Genomic DNA, 17,798 nt, shown 5'->3' on the forward strand with positions numbered 1-17,798 from the left:
AATTTAATCTCCCCACGTAGACTCAAAATGACCCTTCCGTTCAGCTTCTTTTGGTAGTTGCATGTAATCACCATATATTTTTGTCAAATATTCATCAGGATTTGCATGACAACTTATTTGTAAATTTTCAAATTCTAGTAATTGTGGTTCCCCAAACACTTCTTTTCTTGCGAGTTCTCGCTCGCGGTAGGAACCCAAGACATTTCCGACTATGGTACTAGTTTCGTAATCATATTGTTTAATGATACTTTGTAATTTTTTGTTAATTTTTGAAGTGTTTAAGAGCTTATTTAATTTAAAGATTTTTGAAATTTTCACAATTGCATTTTCGAATGAACCCCTATCTCTCTCATGCAAACGATCGATGACAGAAATTTTAGACAAGGCACGATAGAACTTTATTTTATTTGTATGCACCCAGTAATGGATTCCGTCTTCTGGGTAACCGTCTAAGGGAAAGATATCAATAAAAGGACTACACCATTCATTGCCAAATTGAATTTGGATTGAAGTATCCATAATCGAAGTATTACCTAGATTATCATCGTGAAGTCTTAAAATAACACTTTCAGGAAGCTCTTTCTCACAAATTGACAAGAATTTTTCATAATCTTTTCTAGGCATTCCTAAATCCATATCGTCATCCCATGGGATAAATCCTTTATGACGAATGGCACCGAGTAATGTCCCACCCAAGGCGTAATAACGCAAATCATGTCTTTTACAAAGATCGATATAACTTTCTAAAAGAGTTAACTCTCCTAATTGAATTTCTCTCACTTTATTCATAGAATCATTTTGCTCCATCTCTCATCAGCACTACTTTTATTGTTTTTAATAAAATTTCGAAGTCTTTCCAAATTGTCCAATCATCGATATAAGCGACATCTAGTTTGACAACATCGTCAAAGTTGGTAATTCCACTTCGACCACTAATTTGCCATAGCCCAGTAATTCCTGGTTTAAAGCTCAATCGACGTTTCTGCTCAGGCGTATACTTTTCGTACTCATCCACTGTTGGAGGGCGAGTTCCTACTAAGCTCATATCCCCAATCAGTACGTTCCAAAACTGTGGCAACTCGTCAATACTAGTTTTACGTATAAAGCGACCAATTTCTGTAACTCGAGGATCATTATCCATTTTAAACATACCACCTTGCATGGTATTTTGATCCATCAATTGCTGCTTGATTTCTTCTGCATCTACCCTCATAGATCGGAATTTATAAAAAGTGAAATAGCGACCATTTTTACCGACTCGGGTTTGAGAAAAGATAGCTGGCCCGCCATCTTTTCGAATCATTGGAACAAGGACTATGCTTACCAGTCCACAGATGATTAGCCCAACAATTGCCCCTAAAATATCAATAATTCGTTTGGCAACTATGTGGCTTGGTTTATATAAGTTTGTAGAAAAAGTTACTACATTCAATCCAGCCATCTCATGGATCTGTTTATTTCTACCTAAATTCTTATCAAAGGCATTTAAATTTACAGTAACATCAATTCCCATTGTTTCAAATTGTGAAATAATGCTACCGATATCATAATCCTCACTAGGTAGATTCACAAAGACTTCGTCTACTACCTCATGAGTTGCATAATTAATAAGATTTTTTGATGGAACAGACTTAACTTTATCATGTCTAAAATCAGGTTTATCTAGTACACTTACAGCTACTAACTTACCCGTGACGTCACTAGCTGTTAAAAGACGCTCTATTACCTTCTCAATACGAGATGTCGCTGTTATCAAAAGAATTTTTCGGCTCCCTTTTAAATTATGATTAAATTGAACCCAATATTTTTTAATAACAAAACTAAGAATATAATTTAGAATCCCGTATAAAGAAAGGAAATAAATCATTCCCCTTCTAGAAATAACAAATTGATCTTTAAGAAAAAAACTAGAGAAACTAATTAACAAGGCAAAAAAGATGATGTATTTTACTGTCTCTATCAATTCAACCGACTGACTTCGCTTGAAAAAATCCTTACCATAGCCACTAATGTAGAAGGCAGCAAAGTGAAGAAAATAAAGGACAAACACAGTTTTTGCAACAATCTCTGTCTCTGTAACAGAAATCAGTATATAAGCTAATACACTAACGAGTATACTCTGCAAAAACGCTAGAGTTACGTTATAGAAACCCCTTCCTTCCATATTTCCTCCCTAAACTTATTTTTTACCGTAGACACCGTAATTCCCATATCCACCATATGTACCATAAGTACCATACTTTTCAAGATGGATATTGAATTTATTCAAAATAACTCCCAAAAACGGTACACCTGTTTGCTCTAATTGTGTCTTAGCTTTTTGAACTTCTCTACGTTTCGTAGCAGAAGCCTCCGTTACTAGAATAGAAGCATCGCATTTTTGAACAATAATCGCAGCATCGATAACTACTCCAATCGGAGCTGTATCTACAATGATGTAGTCAAAATACTTACGTAGTGTTTCTATCATGACTTCAAATTTTTCACTTTGAAGAAGGGCTGTTGGATTAGGAGAAATAGCTCCAGACTGGATAACAAACAAATTTTCCACATTTGTCTCACACAAACCATGTGACAAATCTTTTGTACCTGACAAGTAGTCTGTTAAACCAGTGATTTTTTCGGTTGACATGAAGACCCCAGACATAACAGAATTTCGAATATCTGCATCAATAAGGAGTGTTTTGTAACCAGCACGCGCAAAAGCCCAGGCAATGTTGGTTGATGTCGTAGATTTTCCTTCTCCAGGTCTAACTGAAGACACCGCAATAACCTTTAACTTATCTCCACTCAATTGAATATTTGTGCGTAGAGCGTTGTAGTATTCTTCTGCTTTTTTTACTAACGCTTGGCGTTTTTCTGATAATTCTAACTTTGCCATGTTTACTCCCTTACTTTAATTTCTCTAGATTTGGAATAACTCCCAAAAGTGAGAGATGCATTACTTCTTCAATATCTTCTGGACGTTTCACTCGATCATCCAATAGTTCAACTAATAGAGCCAATAGAATCACAACACTTGCTCCTGCACCTACACCCAAGATTGTGTTGCGACGAATGTTTGGAGAAGATGGTGATACAGCAGGACGAGCTTCTTCTAAGGTCGTTACATCTGACACGCGTGTTACTGAAATGATCTTTTGAGCAGCTACTTCTCTGAGGGCATTGGCAATACGGCTTGCTTCTTCAGGTTTACTGTCACGTACAGAAATTGACACAATACGTGTATCTGCCGGAACTGTTACTTGAACTTTTCTAGCAAGAGCTTTCGCATCAAAATTTAATCCTTGCTCAGCCACTACTTTTTCCAATACATCCTGAGAAAGGATAATCTCACGGTAGTCTTTTACTAAGTAAGAACCTGCTTGCAAATCTTGGTTAGTTAATCCAGGTTTATCAGCTTGATTTCTATTAACAACGTAGATACGTGTAGTACTTGTATATTCAGGTTTAACCACAAACGAACTATAGGCAAAAGCAATAGCTCCAGCAACAATAGCTGCTAAAGCGATAAATAATTTACGCTTCCACAATACTTTTAACATTTGTACTACATCAATTTCGATTTTATCTTTGTCTTTCATTATAACTCCTATAATATTTGATTTTTAATCAATTTTGCAGGATTGGTTGTGAAAAGCTCACGGGCTTTTTCTTGGCCGTACTTTTTACTAACCAATTCGTAGGCTTCCTTCATATAAGGTCGTCGATCAACTAGGTTATGCATGTCACTTGCCACGATATGAACTAGATCTCTATCTAGAAAATAGCGAGCTCGTTTTTTCATAAACTTATAGGTATCACCAAATAGTTTTGGCTTTAGAATACTTGAACTATTAATTTGCGTGTAACATCCCATATTGATAAGCTCTCTCACTCTTTTTTCATCATTTTCCAAGGCGTGGTAGCGTTCGATATGAGCAATCACAGGCGTTATTCCTAACATGAGAACCTTAGACAAGGCACTGTGAATCTCACGATAAGGTGTATTCATGCTAAACTCAATCAAAGCATAACGAGTGTCATTGAGTTTTGGGATGATATTTTGTTCAAGTTTTTCTAAAACATCACTAGAAAAGTAAATCTCAGCTCCGTACACGATATTCAAATCCGGTGCAATTTCTTGAGCCAACTGTTTGACTTCGCTAAAATTAGCTGCAATTTTGTCTTCTGGTGTTTCAAACATCCCTTTTCTACGATGAGAGGTCGAAACAATAGTACGTACACCTTGTGCGTAAGCTTCCTCAAGGAGGGCCTTGCTCTCAGCTTTATTTTTAGGTCCATCGTCAACATCGAAAACAATATGTGAATGAATATCAATCATCTTAGTTTCCTTCCATGGTATCTTTAATGGCCGCCTTAACAGTCTCCAAGTTTGTTGGATCGATTTCCAACATGTAAAGATTGCTATCTGGCATAGCGTAAGATGGAAGATCCATACGTCCAGTCCCTTTCAAATCTTGATTGGTAACGGTATATTTCCCACCACTTGCCAACTGAGTATTGACAAGACTAACCATTGTTTCTGGCGGCATATTGGTTTGAATCGAATCCTGCAAACTTTGAATAATATTGTCATAGTTTTTCAAAGATTCTGCCGAGGTTAATTTCTGGATAATCGCCGCAATAACTTTTTGTTGGTTACGACCACGATCCCCGTCACCATTAGCAAGCGAATAGCGTTCACGAACAAATCCCAAAGCTTGCTCAGAATCCAAATGAACATTTCCGACTGGAAAATGGTATTGTCCATGACGCGATGTAAATTCTTGGTCGTTATAAACATCAACACCGCCGAGAAGATCAATCAACTTCAAGAAAGAGGTGAAATTGAGACGAGCATAGTAGTTTAAGTCGATACCATAAAGATTTTCTAAGGTATGGATAGAAGCATCAACACCATAAATACCTGCATGCGTCAACTTATCATTTTTGTTGTTCCCTCCATCTGCTATCGGGACATAAGCATCTCGAGGAGTTGTCGTCAAAAGAATCTTTTTAGTATCTTGATTGACTGTCATGATGATATTAACGTCTGAACGCGAAACAGAACTGATAGGACCATAGGTATCAATCCCGCTGATGTAGACATTGAAAGAATTTCCTGTAGCTACCTTAGGTGCTTCCACTTTCTTAGTCAAGTCCTTGGTATAGATTTTCTTGATCTTTTTAGCGTGGTCGGGATATTCCTGCTCAATCAGATTTTCAAAAACACCATTTAAGACGATTGCTTTGGTTTCTCCATCTAACAAACTCTTATAGGTTGCTAGGTAAGACGAAGCTTCCTCAACTGTCAATTCCTTGCTTTGAGTTGTTTTAATGTCATCTATCAATTTTTGAATATTCTCAGCATCTGTTCCTGTTGGAGCAGTTACACTAGAAAGTTGAGAAACGTTATTAATCTCACTGTCTGCTAGCACTGCCACACTCATAGAGTAGCTTGAATAATTTGAAGTTGCATTAAATTGATTGGCGAGCCCTACAAATCGATTGACAGCTACTAATGCTACCGAACTAAATAAGACTGAGACTAGCAGTATTATCAAGGTAAAAATTTTAGCTTTTCGATTTACTATCAGCAACAGAGACAATAACGCGATAAGAACTAAAACCACTGCCAAGATAATATTAAAATAGCTAACCGCTAAAATCTGGTATTTAAAAATCAAAAACAATAAAAAAGAAGCTAGAACAGCATAGATTAGCAGCAAACCTACATTTAAACTTTGCTGAAATTTACCAGATTGACTTTTTTTTATACGTCTATTTTTCATGGAATACCTCTTCAAAACATTTTAGTTTAATTATATCATAAATTGCCTCTCAAGACCATCAACACCAATCAAGAAAGCGCTCGCTTTTGGGAAGTGTTTCGTTTTTTATATTTACTATAGTTTTTGCTGCTTTTTGTGTTTCCAAAATACAACTATAATAAAAAAATAGAGCTCTTAAAAAGCTCTATTTTTTTATTATTTAACGTGACTTTCGAATTCTTTTTGACTCTTTTCGACTGAGTTTTTACGTTCTTGTTCCCATTTGGCTTTAGCTTCGTCAAATTGAGCAGTTGTTACGACTTCGGTTTGCAATTTCATGTACTTGTAGTTACTTCCAGTACCTTTGATTCCGACAAGTGAGTAAGCTCGTGTAAATGGTGTCACACGTGTTACTGAAGCTCCACCACCGTTTGAATTTACAGGGAGCAATAGTGAACTATCAATCAGCCAAGCTTGTGCATCTGCATAATTTTCATAACGTTTGGCTACGTTTGTATTTTCTGCATCTGCCGTTTTCAATTTTTGAGTATATTGGTCCAATCCGATACTTGTAATCTTATCAGTATCCTTGCTTGGATCAAGTCCTAAAATCTTGAGATAGAATCCATCCTCAGCGTTGAAAGGATTGAGATAAGTCGATGGATCTTGGTAGTCTGCAGACCAACCATCCAAGTTCAAGTCATAGTCATGATCAGCTGTGATTGGCGCTTGGAATGTCGCATTGGCATAATCTTCTGTTGAAATTTGAACGACATCAATCACTACATTTTCTGCCCCAAGAGTTGATTCGACAGATTGTTTAAGCGAATGAATCTTTGGAAGCAAGGTTTTGTTAACTTGGTCTACAGGCAAGTCCAAATGAATTGGGAAGGTCACACCTTGTGCTTCTAATTCTTTTTTAGCCTCTGCAAACTGAGCTTGTGCTTTTTCTTTATTGAAGTAGCCGTCCTGGGCGTCTTCAAGATTCATATTCGACCACTGTGTACCATAGTTTACCAACTTAGATGAAACTGTCTCACCAAAAGTCTTGTCACCTACTTGCACGAAAGTTGGTGGCACAAGTGTGTTACGAAGAGTGTTTTTAGCTGCTTCTTCTCCATTAGACTGAGCCGAATAAGCTGTACGGTCAATTGCAAAGTTGATTGCTTGACGGAAATTTTTATTTAAAATCGCAGCTTGGGTAGCTTGTTTTTGCTCATCACTAGTCTTAGCTGTATGATTGTATGTTTGGCGATTAACGTTAAAATTATAGTACCAAGAAGTCGCATCCTGCAAGCTATAGACGATGTTGTCCTTGTATTTTTCCTTTGTCTTAGCAAAGTTTGAACTATTTGGGTAGACACCAGCAGACGAGTAGGCTCCGCTTTCGAAATTACGGATCGTCATATCTTGATCAGAACCATCAACATAAGCCAATTTAACTCTTTCAATCGTCACTTTTTCTTGGTCATAGTAATGAGGGTTCTTCATGTACTCGAGTGATGATTTTGATGTGAATTCTTTTAACAAATAAGGACCACTGTAGAGAATGCTATCTGGTTTCAATTCCCCAAATTCTTTACCTTTAGAAGTCAAGAACTCTTCATTGACAGGGAACAAGATACTATTGGTAGTCTTAGAGTTCCAGAATGGTTCTGGACGTGTCAAAGTATATTGGACAGTGTAATCATCTACAGCTTTCACACCAACATTTGAAAAGTCAGTATTTGCGCCTGTCACATAATCATCTAATCCCTTGATTGAGTTCTGAATCAAATCGAGAGCTTGACTCTTGTTATCAGCTGCATACTTGATACCTGTGACGAAATCTTGTGCTTTAATTGGGGCGTACTCTTCCCCGTCAGCAGTAAACCATTTAGCATCTTGACGAAGTTTATAAGTGTAAGTCAAACCATCTTTTGAAACACTCCAATCTTCTGCAAGAGCAGGAATGAGATTTCCATAATTGTCATTTTCAAGCAAACCATCTACCAAGTTGGTTACAACAGCGGTATTATCACCAGAGTAGTCCAACAGGTAGTTGAAGGTTGTCGGGTCGGCACCAAATGTTGACGAGTAGGTTTTAACATCTGATGCTGACTTCCCACACGCTGTCAATAAGATCACCGCGGCAAGCGTCAACCCCGTTCCAATCAGTCGTTTTTTGAGTTTCATGATTCATTTTCTCCTTAAATGTTAGGTTTTATGACATAAGTCTATTTTATCAAATTTCACCCTAAAAGTAAAGTTATTTAATTTTTTATCCATTCGTCAATAAAAGGAGAAAAGAAAGAAATCCTGCTTTAAAACAGGATTTCTTTCATCGTTATTTAAGATTATTTAACGTGGTTCGCTAACTCTTTTTGATATTTAGCATTTGTTTCAAGTTTCTCTTTTTGCCATTTCTTAAGAGCTTCTTCGTATTCTTTAGTGGTTACAATATCATTTTGCAACTCTAAACCTTTAAATACAAACGGATCTCCCTTGATACCAACTTGAGAGTAGGCTTTCGAAAATGGTACTGTACGACTAACTGTAGGAGAACCTCCTGAAGATGCTACAGGAATGAGGAGTGAGCTATCAGATACCCAAGCCTGTGCTTTCGCATATTTTTCATAGCGTTTGTTAAGGTCGGTTGTTTCTGATGCTGCATCATCCAAGAGTTTCTTGTACTCATCAAGTCCAACTTGAGCCATGACTTCTGGATCTTTACCTTTTGTGATACCCAAGTGTTTAAGGGCAGAACCCTTCTTAGCATCCAAGATATTTAGATAGGTAGCTGGATCTTGATAGTCTGGTCCCCAACCAGTTCCATTCAAGTCATAGTCTTTTTGAGAAGGAACCTTAGCTTGAGAAGTAATACTCATTTTCTCATTATCTGTCATTTGAAGCACATCGATGACAACATTTTCAGTTCCAAGCGCTGCTTCGACAGATTGTTTGAGGGAGTTGGTTTGTTGAACAGCAATGACATCTGTCTGTTCAACTGGAATATCCAAATGGATTGGGAAGGTTACACCTTTAGCTTGCAATTCTGATTTTGCTTTTTCAAAGGCAGCTTTTGCTTTTGTTGGATTGTAAATAGTATCTTTACCATCTGTCAAAGCTACATCTTTCCACTGGTCTCCGTATGTTACCAGTTGCTCTTGAGCCAGTTCACCGAAGGTCTTTTCACCGATCTGAACATAGTCATAAGGTACAAGACTGGTACGAATAATCTTGTCCGCTCCTTCTTCACCATTCATCTGAGCAGAGTAAGAATGACGGTCAAGAGCAAAGTTGATTGCCTGGCGGAAGTTTTTGTTGAGAAGCGCTTCTTTTGTAGAAGTCTTTTGTGCTTCATCTGTCTTTGCTGTTTTATTGTAAGACTGACGATTCACGTTGAAAGTAAAGTAATAGCTGGTCGCTTCTTGCGGACTATAGACAATCTTATCCCCATATTCTTGCTTAGTTGAATCAAAGTTTGAACTTGTTGGGAAGAGACGAGCTGTTGTATAGGCTCCTGATGAGAAACTACGAATCAATGATTCTTGGTCAGATCCATCGTAGAAAGTAAGTTTGACGTGGTCAATCTTAACATTGTCTTTATCCCAATAATTTGGATTTTTTTCGTACTCGATCACTGATTTTGAAGTGAAGTTCTTCAAAATATATGGTCCATTATAGAGAATACCTGAAGGTGTCGCTGCACCATAATCTTTACCTTGAGAATTCAGAAATTCTTCATTAACTGGGAGCATAGTCGCTGTTGTTACCTTGGAATTCCAGAAGCTTTCTGGCTGGTTCAAGGTGTATTGAACAGTGTAGTCGTCAACCGCTTTGACTCCAACTGTTGAAAAGTCATTGCTTTCACCACTGACGTATTCTGCCAAACCTTTGATAGAATCTTGGATTAGACTTAAGCCATCTGACTTACCATCAGCAGCATGTTTCAAACCAGTCACAAAGTCTTGAGCCTTGACCTCGGCGTACTCCTCACCTTCAGAAGTATACCATTTGACACCTTTACGTAGTTTGTAAGTATAGGTCAAACCGTCTTTTGAAACCGACCAGTCTTCAGCAAGAGATGGAATCAAGTTTCCGTATTTGTCATTTTCCAAGAGTCCGTCGACCAAGTTAGCAATGACGTCCGATGTTGAACTTTTACTAGTAACGCTATAGTCCAATGTTGATGGATCGATGGCATATACGTATGAAAATGTTGTAGGAGCATCTGCTTTTTTCTCTGTCTTGCTACAAGCTGCCAAAAGAAGAGCTGCACTCATCGTTATCCCTGCTACTGCGAGCAACTTTTTCGATTTCATCGGTATTCTCCTTTAAAATACTATTTTTCACCATTATACCCTATTTTTTTATAAAAGCAAGGGTTTTAAGGGTATTTTTTAGAAAATTCAAAATAATATTTTTTTAAGAAATTTCTACACTTATTTTAGAAAAACTCAAGCATCTTGGATACTTGAGTTTTTTAGGTTTAATTGGCCAATTCGACACAGAATGCATCCCAAGGAGCCAAGAGTTGTTTCTCTAAAGCATCTTCTACTGAGGTATTTTCAATCAAGATAGACTTGACTGGCTCTTCTACTGTAAACTCTTGCTGTTGGTTGGATAAATTGGCTATCACTAGGAAACGGCGTTCCCCGTCCTTACGGATATAGGCAAAGACTTTTTCAGCCGTTTCTAGCAGTTCAAAGTCAGCACGAATCAACCAGCTATTTTCCTTACGAAGTTTTACCAATTTTTGATAGGTATAGAAGATAGAATCTGGATTTGCTGAAGCCTCTTCTACATTAATCTTCGCATAGTTTGGATTGACTCCTAACCATGGTTTCGCGCTTGAAAATCCTGCGTAGTCTGTCGTGTCCCATTGCATTGGCGTACGAGCATTATCGCGTCCAATCACACGAATGCTATCCATAATTTGCTCTAGCGGTACACCTTGTTCTAGCGCTTCTTTGGCATAGTTGAGGGATTCAATATCTTCTACTTGCTCCAAGTTTTCAAATGGGAAATTGGTCATGCCGATTTCTTCGCCTTGATAAATATAGGGTGTTCCTCTCATAAGATGAAGCAAAATTGCATACGCTTTAGCAGATTTTTCGCGGTATTCTCGGTCATTTCCCCAGATAGAAACGATTCGTGGAAGGTCATGGTTATTCCAGAAAAGGGAATTCCAGCCATCCTCAACTCCTAACTCTGTCTGCCACTTGTTGAAAATCTCTTTTAATTTCCCTACATTTAGCTCTTTTTGGTAGTGCCACTTAGGTTGTCCTTCCTGATACTGAAGACAGATATGTTCAAATTGGAAGACCATAGACAACTCTTGACCTTCTGGATTCGAATATTTCTTGGCCTCTTCTGGATTTGCTCCCCAAGTTTCCCCTACTGTCAAAAGGTCTTTGCCGCCGAAAGTAGCCTGATTCATTTCCTTGAGGTAAGTATGAAGCATGGGACCATTGTTGACAACCTTCTGGTCAGGTATCTTCCCAATCATGTCAATAACGTCCATACGGAATCCACCAATCCCTTTATCAATCCAGAAATTCATCATCTCATAGATTTTATGACGGAGCTCTTCGTTTTCCCAGTTGAGGTCTGGTTGTTTCTTACTGAAAAAGTGCAGATAATATTGGCCAGACTTTTCATCGTATTCCCATGCAGAACCACTAAAAGTAGAGGTTAAATCATTGGGTTTATCTCGCCAAATATAGTAGTCACGTTCGGGACTTTGAGGATTTTCACGCGCTTCAATAAACCAAGCATGCTCATCGGATGTATGATTGACAACCAAGTCCATGATGATTCGAATATCTCGTTTTTTGGCTTCAGCAATCAGCTGGTCCATGTCTTCCATGGTTCCAAAGATAGAAGCGATGTCTTGATAATTGGCAATATCATAACCATTATCATCCATTGGACTGTCATAAACTGGAGAAAGCCAAATTGCCGTAATTCCTAGCTTAGCTAGATAGTCTAACTTGCTAGTAATTCCTGGTAAATCACCAATCCCATCTCCATTACTATCCTTGAAGCTTTTAGGGTAGACTTGATAGACAACTGCATTATGCCACCATTTTTCTTGCATATTTTCACCTCTTTTAAATTCACTTTACTCCATCATAGACTTTTTTCCTCGTTTATGCAAGCGTTTGCTTTATCTTTTTTTCTTACTTTTGTGACTCTCTAGTTTCTTATCTTCTATTTTTTTTATATAATAGAAGTCAGAGGTAAAAAAATGAAAAAACAAGCTTTTAGTTCTGAACAATATTTGAATCTGCAACGCGACCATATCTTGGAACGCATCAACCAATTTGACGGCAAACTCTACTTGGAGTTTGGTGGCAAAATGCTAGAAGATTTCCACGCTGCTCGTGTCCTTCCTGGATATGAACCAGATAATAAAATCAAACTCTTACAAGAATTGAAGGAGCAAGTTGAGGTTGTTATCGCTATTAACGCTAGCAATATCGAGCACTCAAAGGCTCGTGGTGACTTGGGCATTTCTTATGACCAAGAAGTGCTTCGTTTGATCGATAAATTCAATGAACTTGGTATCTTTGTTGGTTCAGTTGTCATTACTCAATATGCAGGCCAACCGGCAGCTGATGCCTTCCGTAATCAATTAGAGAAAAATGGGATCGACTCTTATCTCCATTACCCAATCAAGGGTTATCCGACAGATATGGACCATATCATCTCTCCTGAAGGTATGGGGAAAAACGACTATATCAAAACGAGTCGCAATTTAATTGTCGTTACTGCTCCTGGACCTGGTTCAGGTAAGTTGGCAACTTGTATGTCTAACATGTACCACGACCAACTGAATGGCATCAAATCTGGTTATGCTAAGTTTGAAACCTTCCCAGTTTGGAATCTACCTCTCCATCATCCGGTTAACTTGGCTTATGAGGCTGCTACTGCAGACCTTGACGATGTCAATATGATTGACCCATTCCATCTCCAAACTTATGGAGAAACTACCGTCAACTACAATCGTGATATCGAAATTTTCCCTGTTCTCAAGCGTATGCTCGAACGTATCTTGGGTGAATCTCCTTATGCATCTCCAACTGACATGGGTGTAAATATGGTTGGTTTTGCAATCACTGATAACGATGCTGCAATTGAAGCATCGAAACAAGAGATTATCCGTCGCTACTACCAAACAGTTCTCGACTTCAAGGCTGAAAAAGTTGCTGAGTCTGCTGTCAAGAAAATCGAACTTCTTATGAATGATCTCGGCATCACGCCAGCCGACCGTAAGGTTGCTGTTGCCGCTCGACAAAAAGCTGAAGAAACAGACGGGCCTGCTCTAGCACTTGAGTTACCTTCTGGTGAAATTGTCACTGGTAAGAACTCGGAACTCTTCGGTCCAACAGCAGCTGCCGTGATCAATGCTATCAAGAAGTCAGCGAACATCGATACCGAAACAAAATTAATTGAACCAGAAGTGGTGAAACCAATCCAAGGTTTGAAAATCAATCACTTAGGTAGTCGCAATCCACGTCTTCATTCTAACGAGATTCTTATCGCTCTTGCAATCACAGCTATGCAGAATCCTGATGCAGACCGCGCTATGAAAGAACTCGGGAACCTCAAAGGAAGCGAAGCTCATTCTACGATTATCTTAACAGATGAAGACAAGAATGTTCTCCGTAAATTGGGAATTAACGTAACCTTTGATCCCTACTACCAATACGACCGTTTATATCGTAAGTAGATTGAAGACTAGTAAGAACTTCTTATCAAGTATCACCCCTCTTCGATAGACTTCGAATCTCTCTTAAGGGGTGACTTTCTTTTATGCTAGAATTCTGACAATCTCCAATTATCTTCTTTTCTAATTATTCTAACATTACTTCGGGAGTTTATTAAAAATGAGAGAATTACTCAGTCAAAAAGAGCAAAGGCAATTAAAGATTTTAGAATATTTGTTTGAAAATCCTGATTGGATTTACCTAGATGATTTATCTAAAACCATTGGACACAATGCTCGCATCATTAAAAGTGATATCAAAGAATTACGTGAAATCTTTCCTGATTTTGATATTCGACACTCAACTGCGGGGATTATGATGGTGAATACGAAAAATAATGGCATCGAGCGAATTTACCAATATTTTTTACAGACGTCTGAGTATTTTCAAATTTTAAAAGCATTTTTCCTTTTGGACAGCCCCTTTACCTATGAGCATCTTGCCGAATCTCTGGATATTTCCCTTCCTTCTTTGAGAAAGAAAATTGCGGATATCAATAAGACACTTGATGGAACTTACCGCTTCAAGCTCAAGGTAACCCCAATCTCTATTATTGGAAATGAAAAAGATATTCGATTTTTCTTCTCCCAATTTTTCCACGAAGCTTATAATTTTCTGGACTGGCCCTTTGAGGAGGTTAAGGAAGAAAAAATAAATGATTTTGTCTCTTTCTTCATCAATTTGGCGAAATTCCCTGCAAAATATCAAAATCTTTACCAAATCAGAACGCAGGCTACAGTCGATTTGCACCGAATGAAGAGAGGATATTTCGTTCAGTTATCAAAACAAAACATTTCCTGGTTAAATCCTATTTTCGACCAACTACCCGATTTTCAACATCAGTTACAAGAATTGGCCCAAGCACTTAACATTGATATCAATCCGGAAAATCTCTATCAAATCTTCAGTCCATTTGCTGAACCTAGTCTCTTCTTCACAGTCGAAGACTTTCTAGCTGCTCGTCAATCTGACGAAAAAGTTAATTTGTCCTATCATGCTGCACGAGACATTCTGGACAACTTAACTCGAAGATTTAGTGTTCAATTTTCAAATACGGATACTTTAATTTGGAACTTGCACAATACTGCCTTACTCGAGCGAAGAGAAATCAACTCCGAATCGATCATTTCACAAAATAAAGACTATACACTTGGAAAGATTAAAAAATTCTTCCCTAATTTTTATGAAGCAACAGTCTTTGAAATGATGCGCTATAAGAATATTATGGGACAAAAGGAGAAGATACCTGCTCTTTCTCACCTGATCTACACGCTGTTCACTCACGCAGAGGGGCTTACAGATCAATTATTTGAACATAAAAAGAAAGTCAAAGTCTTAGTTCTCAGTGAGTATGACTTTGCTCATCCAGAATTCTTGATATCTCTCTACGAATTCCATACTTCAAATAACATCCAGTATGAAACTTGGGATAAAGAAACCCTAAATATCGAAGAAATTAGGCAAAGTGACTATGACGCTATTATCACTAATTTTGATATTAAAGAAATCGATAATAAGCGAATCATGAACATTAGCCGACTATCTATTCTGCAAGTTGTCAACGAACTCAATAAGATTTCTATGCAAGATTTATAATTTTAAAAACCTCCTAGAAAGAATCTAGGAGGTTTTTAGTAATCTATGTTTTTCTAAAGAATCATGAGCCAATCACATTATTCAAAATCAACAGTATTATTCTTAATCACAAGCTTGGTATGAGCTGTTATATATTGTCGGTCAAGGGTTGTTGTAACTTCCCCTTCACCATTTATAATATGCCAAGCTCCATCTTTATGAACCACCATAGCAACTTCTTGTTTGTTTTTATCTTCATTCTTAACAGCCAAGGCATAGGCGTCATCGACCCCTTCTAGCAAGAGTTCTTTGTTGCTACTGAGTGTCAGTAGATAATAGGCTCCGTCTCGAACACCAATATCGTATTGTTGATTCACAAATATGGTTTTGTCGTAGCTAGGTCTTGGTTCAGAAGTCCCTGATCCATTTCCAAGAATACTTTTAAAAGTACTTTTTTGTTTTTCTGACTCTGCCTGTTCTTGAGATTTGATAAATTCCTGAACTGCAGCAATCTTTTCACTCTCTTGTTTCTTTGCAGCTCTCATTTGATGAATAATGACAGTCCGAATCAAAAACGAACTTGCTAACAAGAGTCCTATGATAGATGAAATTTTCCCCTTTTTCATTTCCGCTCCAATCTCCTTATACTTCACTATTAACGACTTTTCTATAGTATAACAAGATTTTTATAGGATGACAAGAAATGTTGGCATTTAGTAACAGGACTTCCTTATTCTACCGTTACAGACTTAGCAAGATTACGTGGTTTATCCACATCGAGTCCACGGTGAAGGGTTGCAAAGTAAGCGACTAGTTGCGTTGGTACGACCATTGAGATTGGTGAGAGGTAAGGGTGTACGGTCGTAAGAACGATATCGTCTGTATCTTTGGCAACATTTTCTTCTGCGATTGTGAGGACCTTAGCGCCACGCGCTGCCACTTCTTGGATATTTCCACGAGTGTGGTTAGCAAGAACTGGGTCTGACAAGAGGGCTAAAACAGGTGTCCCATCTTCAATCAAAGCAATGGTTCCATGTTTGAGTTCTCCAGCCGCAAAACCTTCACATTGGATGTAAGAAATCTCTTTGAGTTTGAGACTGGCTTCCATAGCTACATAGTAATCTTGACCGCGTCCGATGTAAAAGGCGTTGCGTGTTGTTTCAAGAAGATCACGAACTTTGGCATCAATCAATTCTTTTTCTGAAAGGGTTGACTCGATAGACTGAGCCACGATAGACAACTCATGAACCAAATCGAAAGCTTGGGCTTTTTCATTGCCATTTGCTTCACCAACTGCTTTTGCAAGGAAGGCAAGGGCTGCGATTTGCGCAGTATATGCCTTGGTTGAAGCTACGGCAATTTCAGGACCTGCATGAAGCAACATGGTATGGTTGGCTTCACGTGACAGAGTTGAACCAGGCACGTTTGTAACTGTTAAGCTTGGGATTCCCATTTCATTGGCCTTGACCAAAACCTGACGGCTATCAGCTGTTTCACCAGATTGGCTGATAAAGATGAAAAGTGGTTTCTTGCTGAGAAGTGGCATCCCATAGCCCCACTCAGATGAAATACCGAGTTCAACTGGCGTATCTGTCAATTCTTCTAGCATCTTCTTAGAAGCAAATCCTGCGTGGTAAGAAGTCCCAGCTGCAAGAATGTAGATGCGGTCTGCATCTTGAACAGCCTTGATGATAGCTGGGTCTACCACTACTTGACCAGCCTCATCTGTGTAAGCTTGGATGAGTTTACGCATCACAGTTGGTTGCTCATCGATTTCCTTGAGCATGTAGTAAGGATAAGTTCCCTTACCGATATCAGACAAGTCAAGTTCAGCAGTGTAGCTAGCACGCTCACGACGATTGCCATCATAGTCTTGAACTTCAACGCTATCAGCTTTCACGATTACCAACTCTTGATCATGGATTTCCATGTATTGGTTAGTTTCACGAATCATAGCCATGGCGTCTGAGCAGACCATGTTATAGCCTTCTCCAAGGCCAATCAAGAGAGGTGATTTATTTTTCGCTACATAGATGACATCTGGATTTTCAGAGTCTATCAAGGCAAAGGCATATGAACCACGGATGATGTGAAGAGCTTTTTTAAAGGCTTCAAGTACTGACAATCCGCCTTCTTCCGCAAATTTTCCAATCAAGTGAACGGCGATTTCTGTATCCGTTTGTCCCTTAAAGTGGTGACCTGCAAGGTATTCTTCCTTAATTTCAAGATAGTTTTCGATCACCCCATTGTGGACCAAGACAAAACGTCCTGTCTCAGAGCGATGCGGGTGAGCGTTATCTTCTGTTGGTTTCCCATGAGTGGCCCAACGAGTATGTCCGATACCAGTTGTCCCCTCAACCCCAGCTGTCTTGGCAGACAATTCTGCGATACGACCAACAGCCTTGACCAAATGGCTTTCAGCACCACCTAGAACAAAAATTCCCGCAGAATCATAACCACGGTATTCGAGCTTTTCAAGCCCTTGAATCAAAATATCAGTTGCATTTGTATTTCCAACAACACCAACAATTCCACACATAGTATATACGACACAGACCAGCTGTGCTTTCTCCTTAAAATTGGTATAGTCTGATTTTCTGTTTTTAGAATCAGCGAAAACAGTATATACTTGTTTTTTTCACTTGTCAAGAATAAAAATTGGTATAGTTCAATTGCTTTTAAACAGCAAACAAAAAACCATTCAAGAAACAGCTCT

General features: G+C 38.4%; 13 protein-coding genes. 2 read left to right on the plus strand and 11 right to left on the minus strand.

The window, feature by feature from the left end:
• Positions 1–3 precede the first annotated feature (3 nt).
• From ACLNCS_RS05425 to ACLNCS_RS05465, 9 genes are all read right to left on the minus strand, one after another.
• Positions 4–789: a LicD family protein gene (locus ACLNCS_RS05425; protein ID WP_424847965.1), complete on the minus strand. Its 786-nt coding sequence runs from the start codon at positions 787–789 to the stop codon at positions 4–6.
• 4 nt (positions 790–793) lie between these two features.
• Positions 794–2,164, minus strand: coding sequence for a sugar transferase (locus ACLNCS_RS05430; protein ID WP_424847654.1), 1,371 nt, complete (start codon positions 2,162–2,164; stop codon positions 794–796).
• Positions 2,165–2,179: 15 nt separating this feature from the next.
• Positions 2,180–2,881, minus strand: coding sequence for a tyrosine-protein kinase (locus tag ACLNCS_RS05435; protein WP_424847656.1), 702 nt, complete (start codon positions 2,879–2,881; stop codon positions 2,180–2,182).
• 10 nt (positions 2,882–2,891) lie between these two features.
• A complete protein-coding gene (locus ACLNCS_RS05440; RefSeq protein WP_070679008.1) occupies positions 2,892–3,584 on the minus strand; it encodes a CspC family polysaccharide chain length determinant protein in 693 nt (230 codons plus the stop codon).
• Positions 3,585–3,592: 8 nt separating this feature from the next.
• The gene (gene cps4B, locus ACLNCS_RS05445; protein WP_074324982.1) at positions 3,593–4,324 is read right to left on the minus strand and encodes a capsular polysaccharide biosynthesis protein Cps4B; all 732 of its coding nucleotides are present in this window, start codon (positions 4,322–4,324) and stop codon (positions 3,593–3,595) included.
• 1 nt (position 4,325) lies between these two features.
• Positions 4,326–5,774 (minus strand): LCP family glycopolymer transferase CpsA, encoded by a 1,449-nt coding sequence (gene cpsA, locus ACLNCS_RS05450; RefSeq protein WP_424847659.1) that lies wholly within the window; start codon positions 5,772–5,774, stop codon positions 4,326–4,328.
• Positions 5,775–5,969: 195 nt separating this feature from the next.
• Positions 5,970–7,928, minus strand: a complete 1,959-nt coding sequence (locus tag ACLNCS_RS05455) for a peptide ABC transporter substrate-binding protein (RefSeq protein WP_424847661.1) — start codon at positions 7,926–7,928, stop codon at positions 5,970–5,972.
• Between the two features lie 161 nt (positions 7,929–8,089).
• Positions 8,090–10,057 (minus strand): peptide ABC transporter substrate-binding protein, encoded by a 1,968-nt coding sequence (locus ACLNCS_RS05460; RefSeq protein WP_424847663.1) that lies wholly within the window; start codon positions 10,055–10,057, stop codon positions 8,090–8,092.
• A gap of 167 nt (positions 10,058–10,224) precedes the next feature.
• Positions 10,225–11,835 carry a glycoside hydrolase family 13 protein gene (locus ACLNCS_RS05465; protein ID WP_424847665.1) on the minus strand — a complete coding sequence of 537 codons (1,611 nt, stop codon included), beginning with the start codon at positions 11,833–11,835 and terminating at the stop codon, positions 10,225–10,227.
• 150 nt (positions 11,836–11,985) lie between these two features.
• Between ACLNCS_RS05465 and ACLNCS_RS05470 the strand changes: the two genes are divergently transcribed.
• Entirely contained in the window at positions 11,986–13,470 is a 1,485-nt protein-coding gene (locus ACLNCS_RS05470; protein ID WP_004250902.1) for a DUF1846 domain-containing protein, read from the plus strand.
• Positions 13,471–13,627: 157 nt separating this feature from the next.
• Positions 13,628–15,103 carry a M protein trans-acting positive regulator PRD domain-containing protein gene (locus ACLNCS_RS05475; RefSeq protein ID WP_004250901.1) on the plus strand — a complete coding sequence of 492 codons (1,476 nt, stop codon included), beginning with the start codon at positions 13,628–13,630 and terminating at the stop codon, positions 15,101–15,103.
• Between the two features lie 77 nt (positions 15,104–15,180).
• On the opposite strand, the gene ACLNCS_RS05480 is transcribed toward ACLNCS_RS05475, so the two are convergent.
• Both ACLNCS_RS05480 and glmS read right to left on the minus strand, forming a co-directional pair.
• Complete coding sequence (locus tag ACLNCS_RS05480) at positions 15,181–15,708, minus strand: hypothetical protein (RefSeq protein WP_070678996.1); 528 nt, start codon at positions 15,706–15,708, stop codon at positions 15,181–15,183.
• 104 nt (positions 15,709–15,812) lie between these two features.
• A complete protein-coding gene (gene glmS, locus ACLNCS_RS05485) occupies positions 15,813–17,621 on the minus strand; it encodes a glutamine--fructose-6-phosphate transaminase (isomerizing) (RefSeq protein ID WP_414256290.1) in 1,809 nt (602 codons plus the stop codon).
• Between the last annotated feature and the right edge of the window lie 177 nt (positions 17,622–17,798).

Source organism: Streptococcus sp. CL9.43 (genome assembly GCF_049737935.1).
Taxonomy (GTDB): Bacteria; Bacillota; Bacilli; order Lactobacillales; family Streptococcaceae; genus Streptococcus; species Streptococcus infantis_I.

Excerpts from the sequence above, each read along its gene's own strand:
- ACLNCS_RS05425 (WP_424847965.1), bottom strand. The coding sequence starts at position 789 with ATGAATAAAGTGAGAGAAATTCAATTAGGAGAGTTAACTCTTTTAGAA.
- ACLNCS_RS05430 (WP_424847654.1), bottom strand. The coding sequence starts at position 2,164 with ATGGAAGGAAGGGGTTTCTATAACGTAACTCTAGCGTTTTTGCAGAGT.
- ACLNCS_RS05435 (WP_424847656.1), bottom strand. The coding sequence starts at position 2,881 with ATGGCAAAGTTAGAATTATCAGAAAAACGCCAAGCGTTAGTAAAAAAA.
- ACLNCS_RS05440 (WP_070679008.1), bottom strand. The coding sequence starts at position 3,584 with ATGAAAGACAAAGATAAAATCGAAATTGATGTAGTACAAATGTTAAAA.
- cps4B (WP_074324982.1), bottom strand. The coding sequence starts at position 4,324 with ATGATTGATATTCATTCACATATTGTTTTCGATGTTGACGATGGACCT.
- cpsA (WP_424847659.1), bottom strand. The coding sequence starts at position 5,774 with ATGAAAAATAGACGTATAAAAAAAAGTCAATCTGGTAAATTTCAGCAA.
- ACLNCS_RS05455 (WP_424847661.1), bottom strand. The coding sequence starts at position 7,928 with ATGAAACTCAAAAAACGACTGATTGGAACGGGGTTGACGCTTGCCGCG.
- ACLNCS_RS05460 (WP_424847663.1), bottom strand. The coding sequence starts at position 10,057 with ATGAAATCGAAAAAGTTGCTCGCAGTAGCAGGGATAACGATGAGTGCA.
- ACLNCS_RS05465 (WP_424847665.1), bottom strand. The coding sequence starts at position 11,835 with ATGCAAGAAAAATGGTGGCATAATGCAGTTGTCTATCAAGTCTACCCT.
- ACLNCS_RS05470 (WP_004250902.1), top strand. The coding sequence starts at position 11,986 with ATGAAAAAACAAGCTTTTAGTTCTGAACAATATTTGAATCTGCAACGC.
- ACLNCS_RS05475 (WP_004250901.1), top strand. The coding sequence starts at position 13,628 with ATGAGAGAATTACTCAGTCAAAAAGAGCAAAGGCAATTAAAGATTTTA.
- ACLNCS_RS05480 (WP_070678996.1), bottom strand. The coding sequence starts at position 15,708 with ATGAAAAAGGGGAAAATTTCATCTATCATAGGACTCTTGTTAGCAAGT.
- glmS (WP_414256290.1), bottom strand. The coding sequence starts at position 17,621 with ATGTGTGGAATTGTTGGTGTTGTTGGAAATACAAATGCAACTGATATT.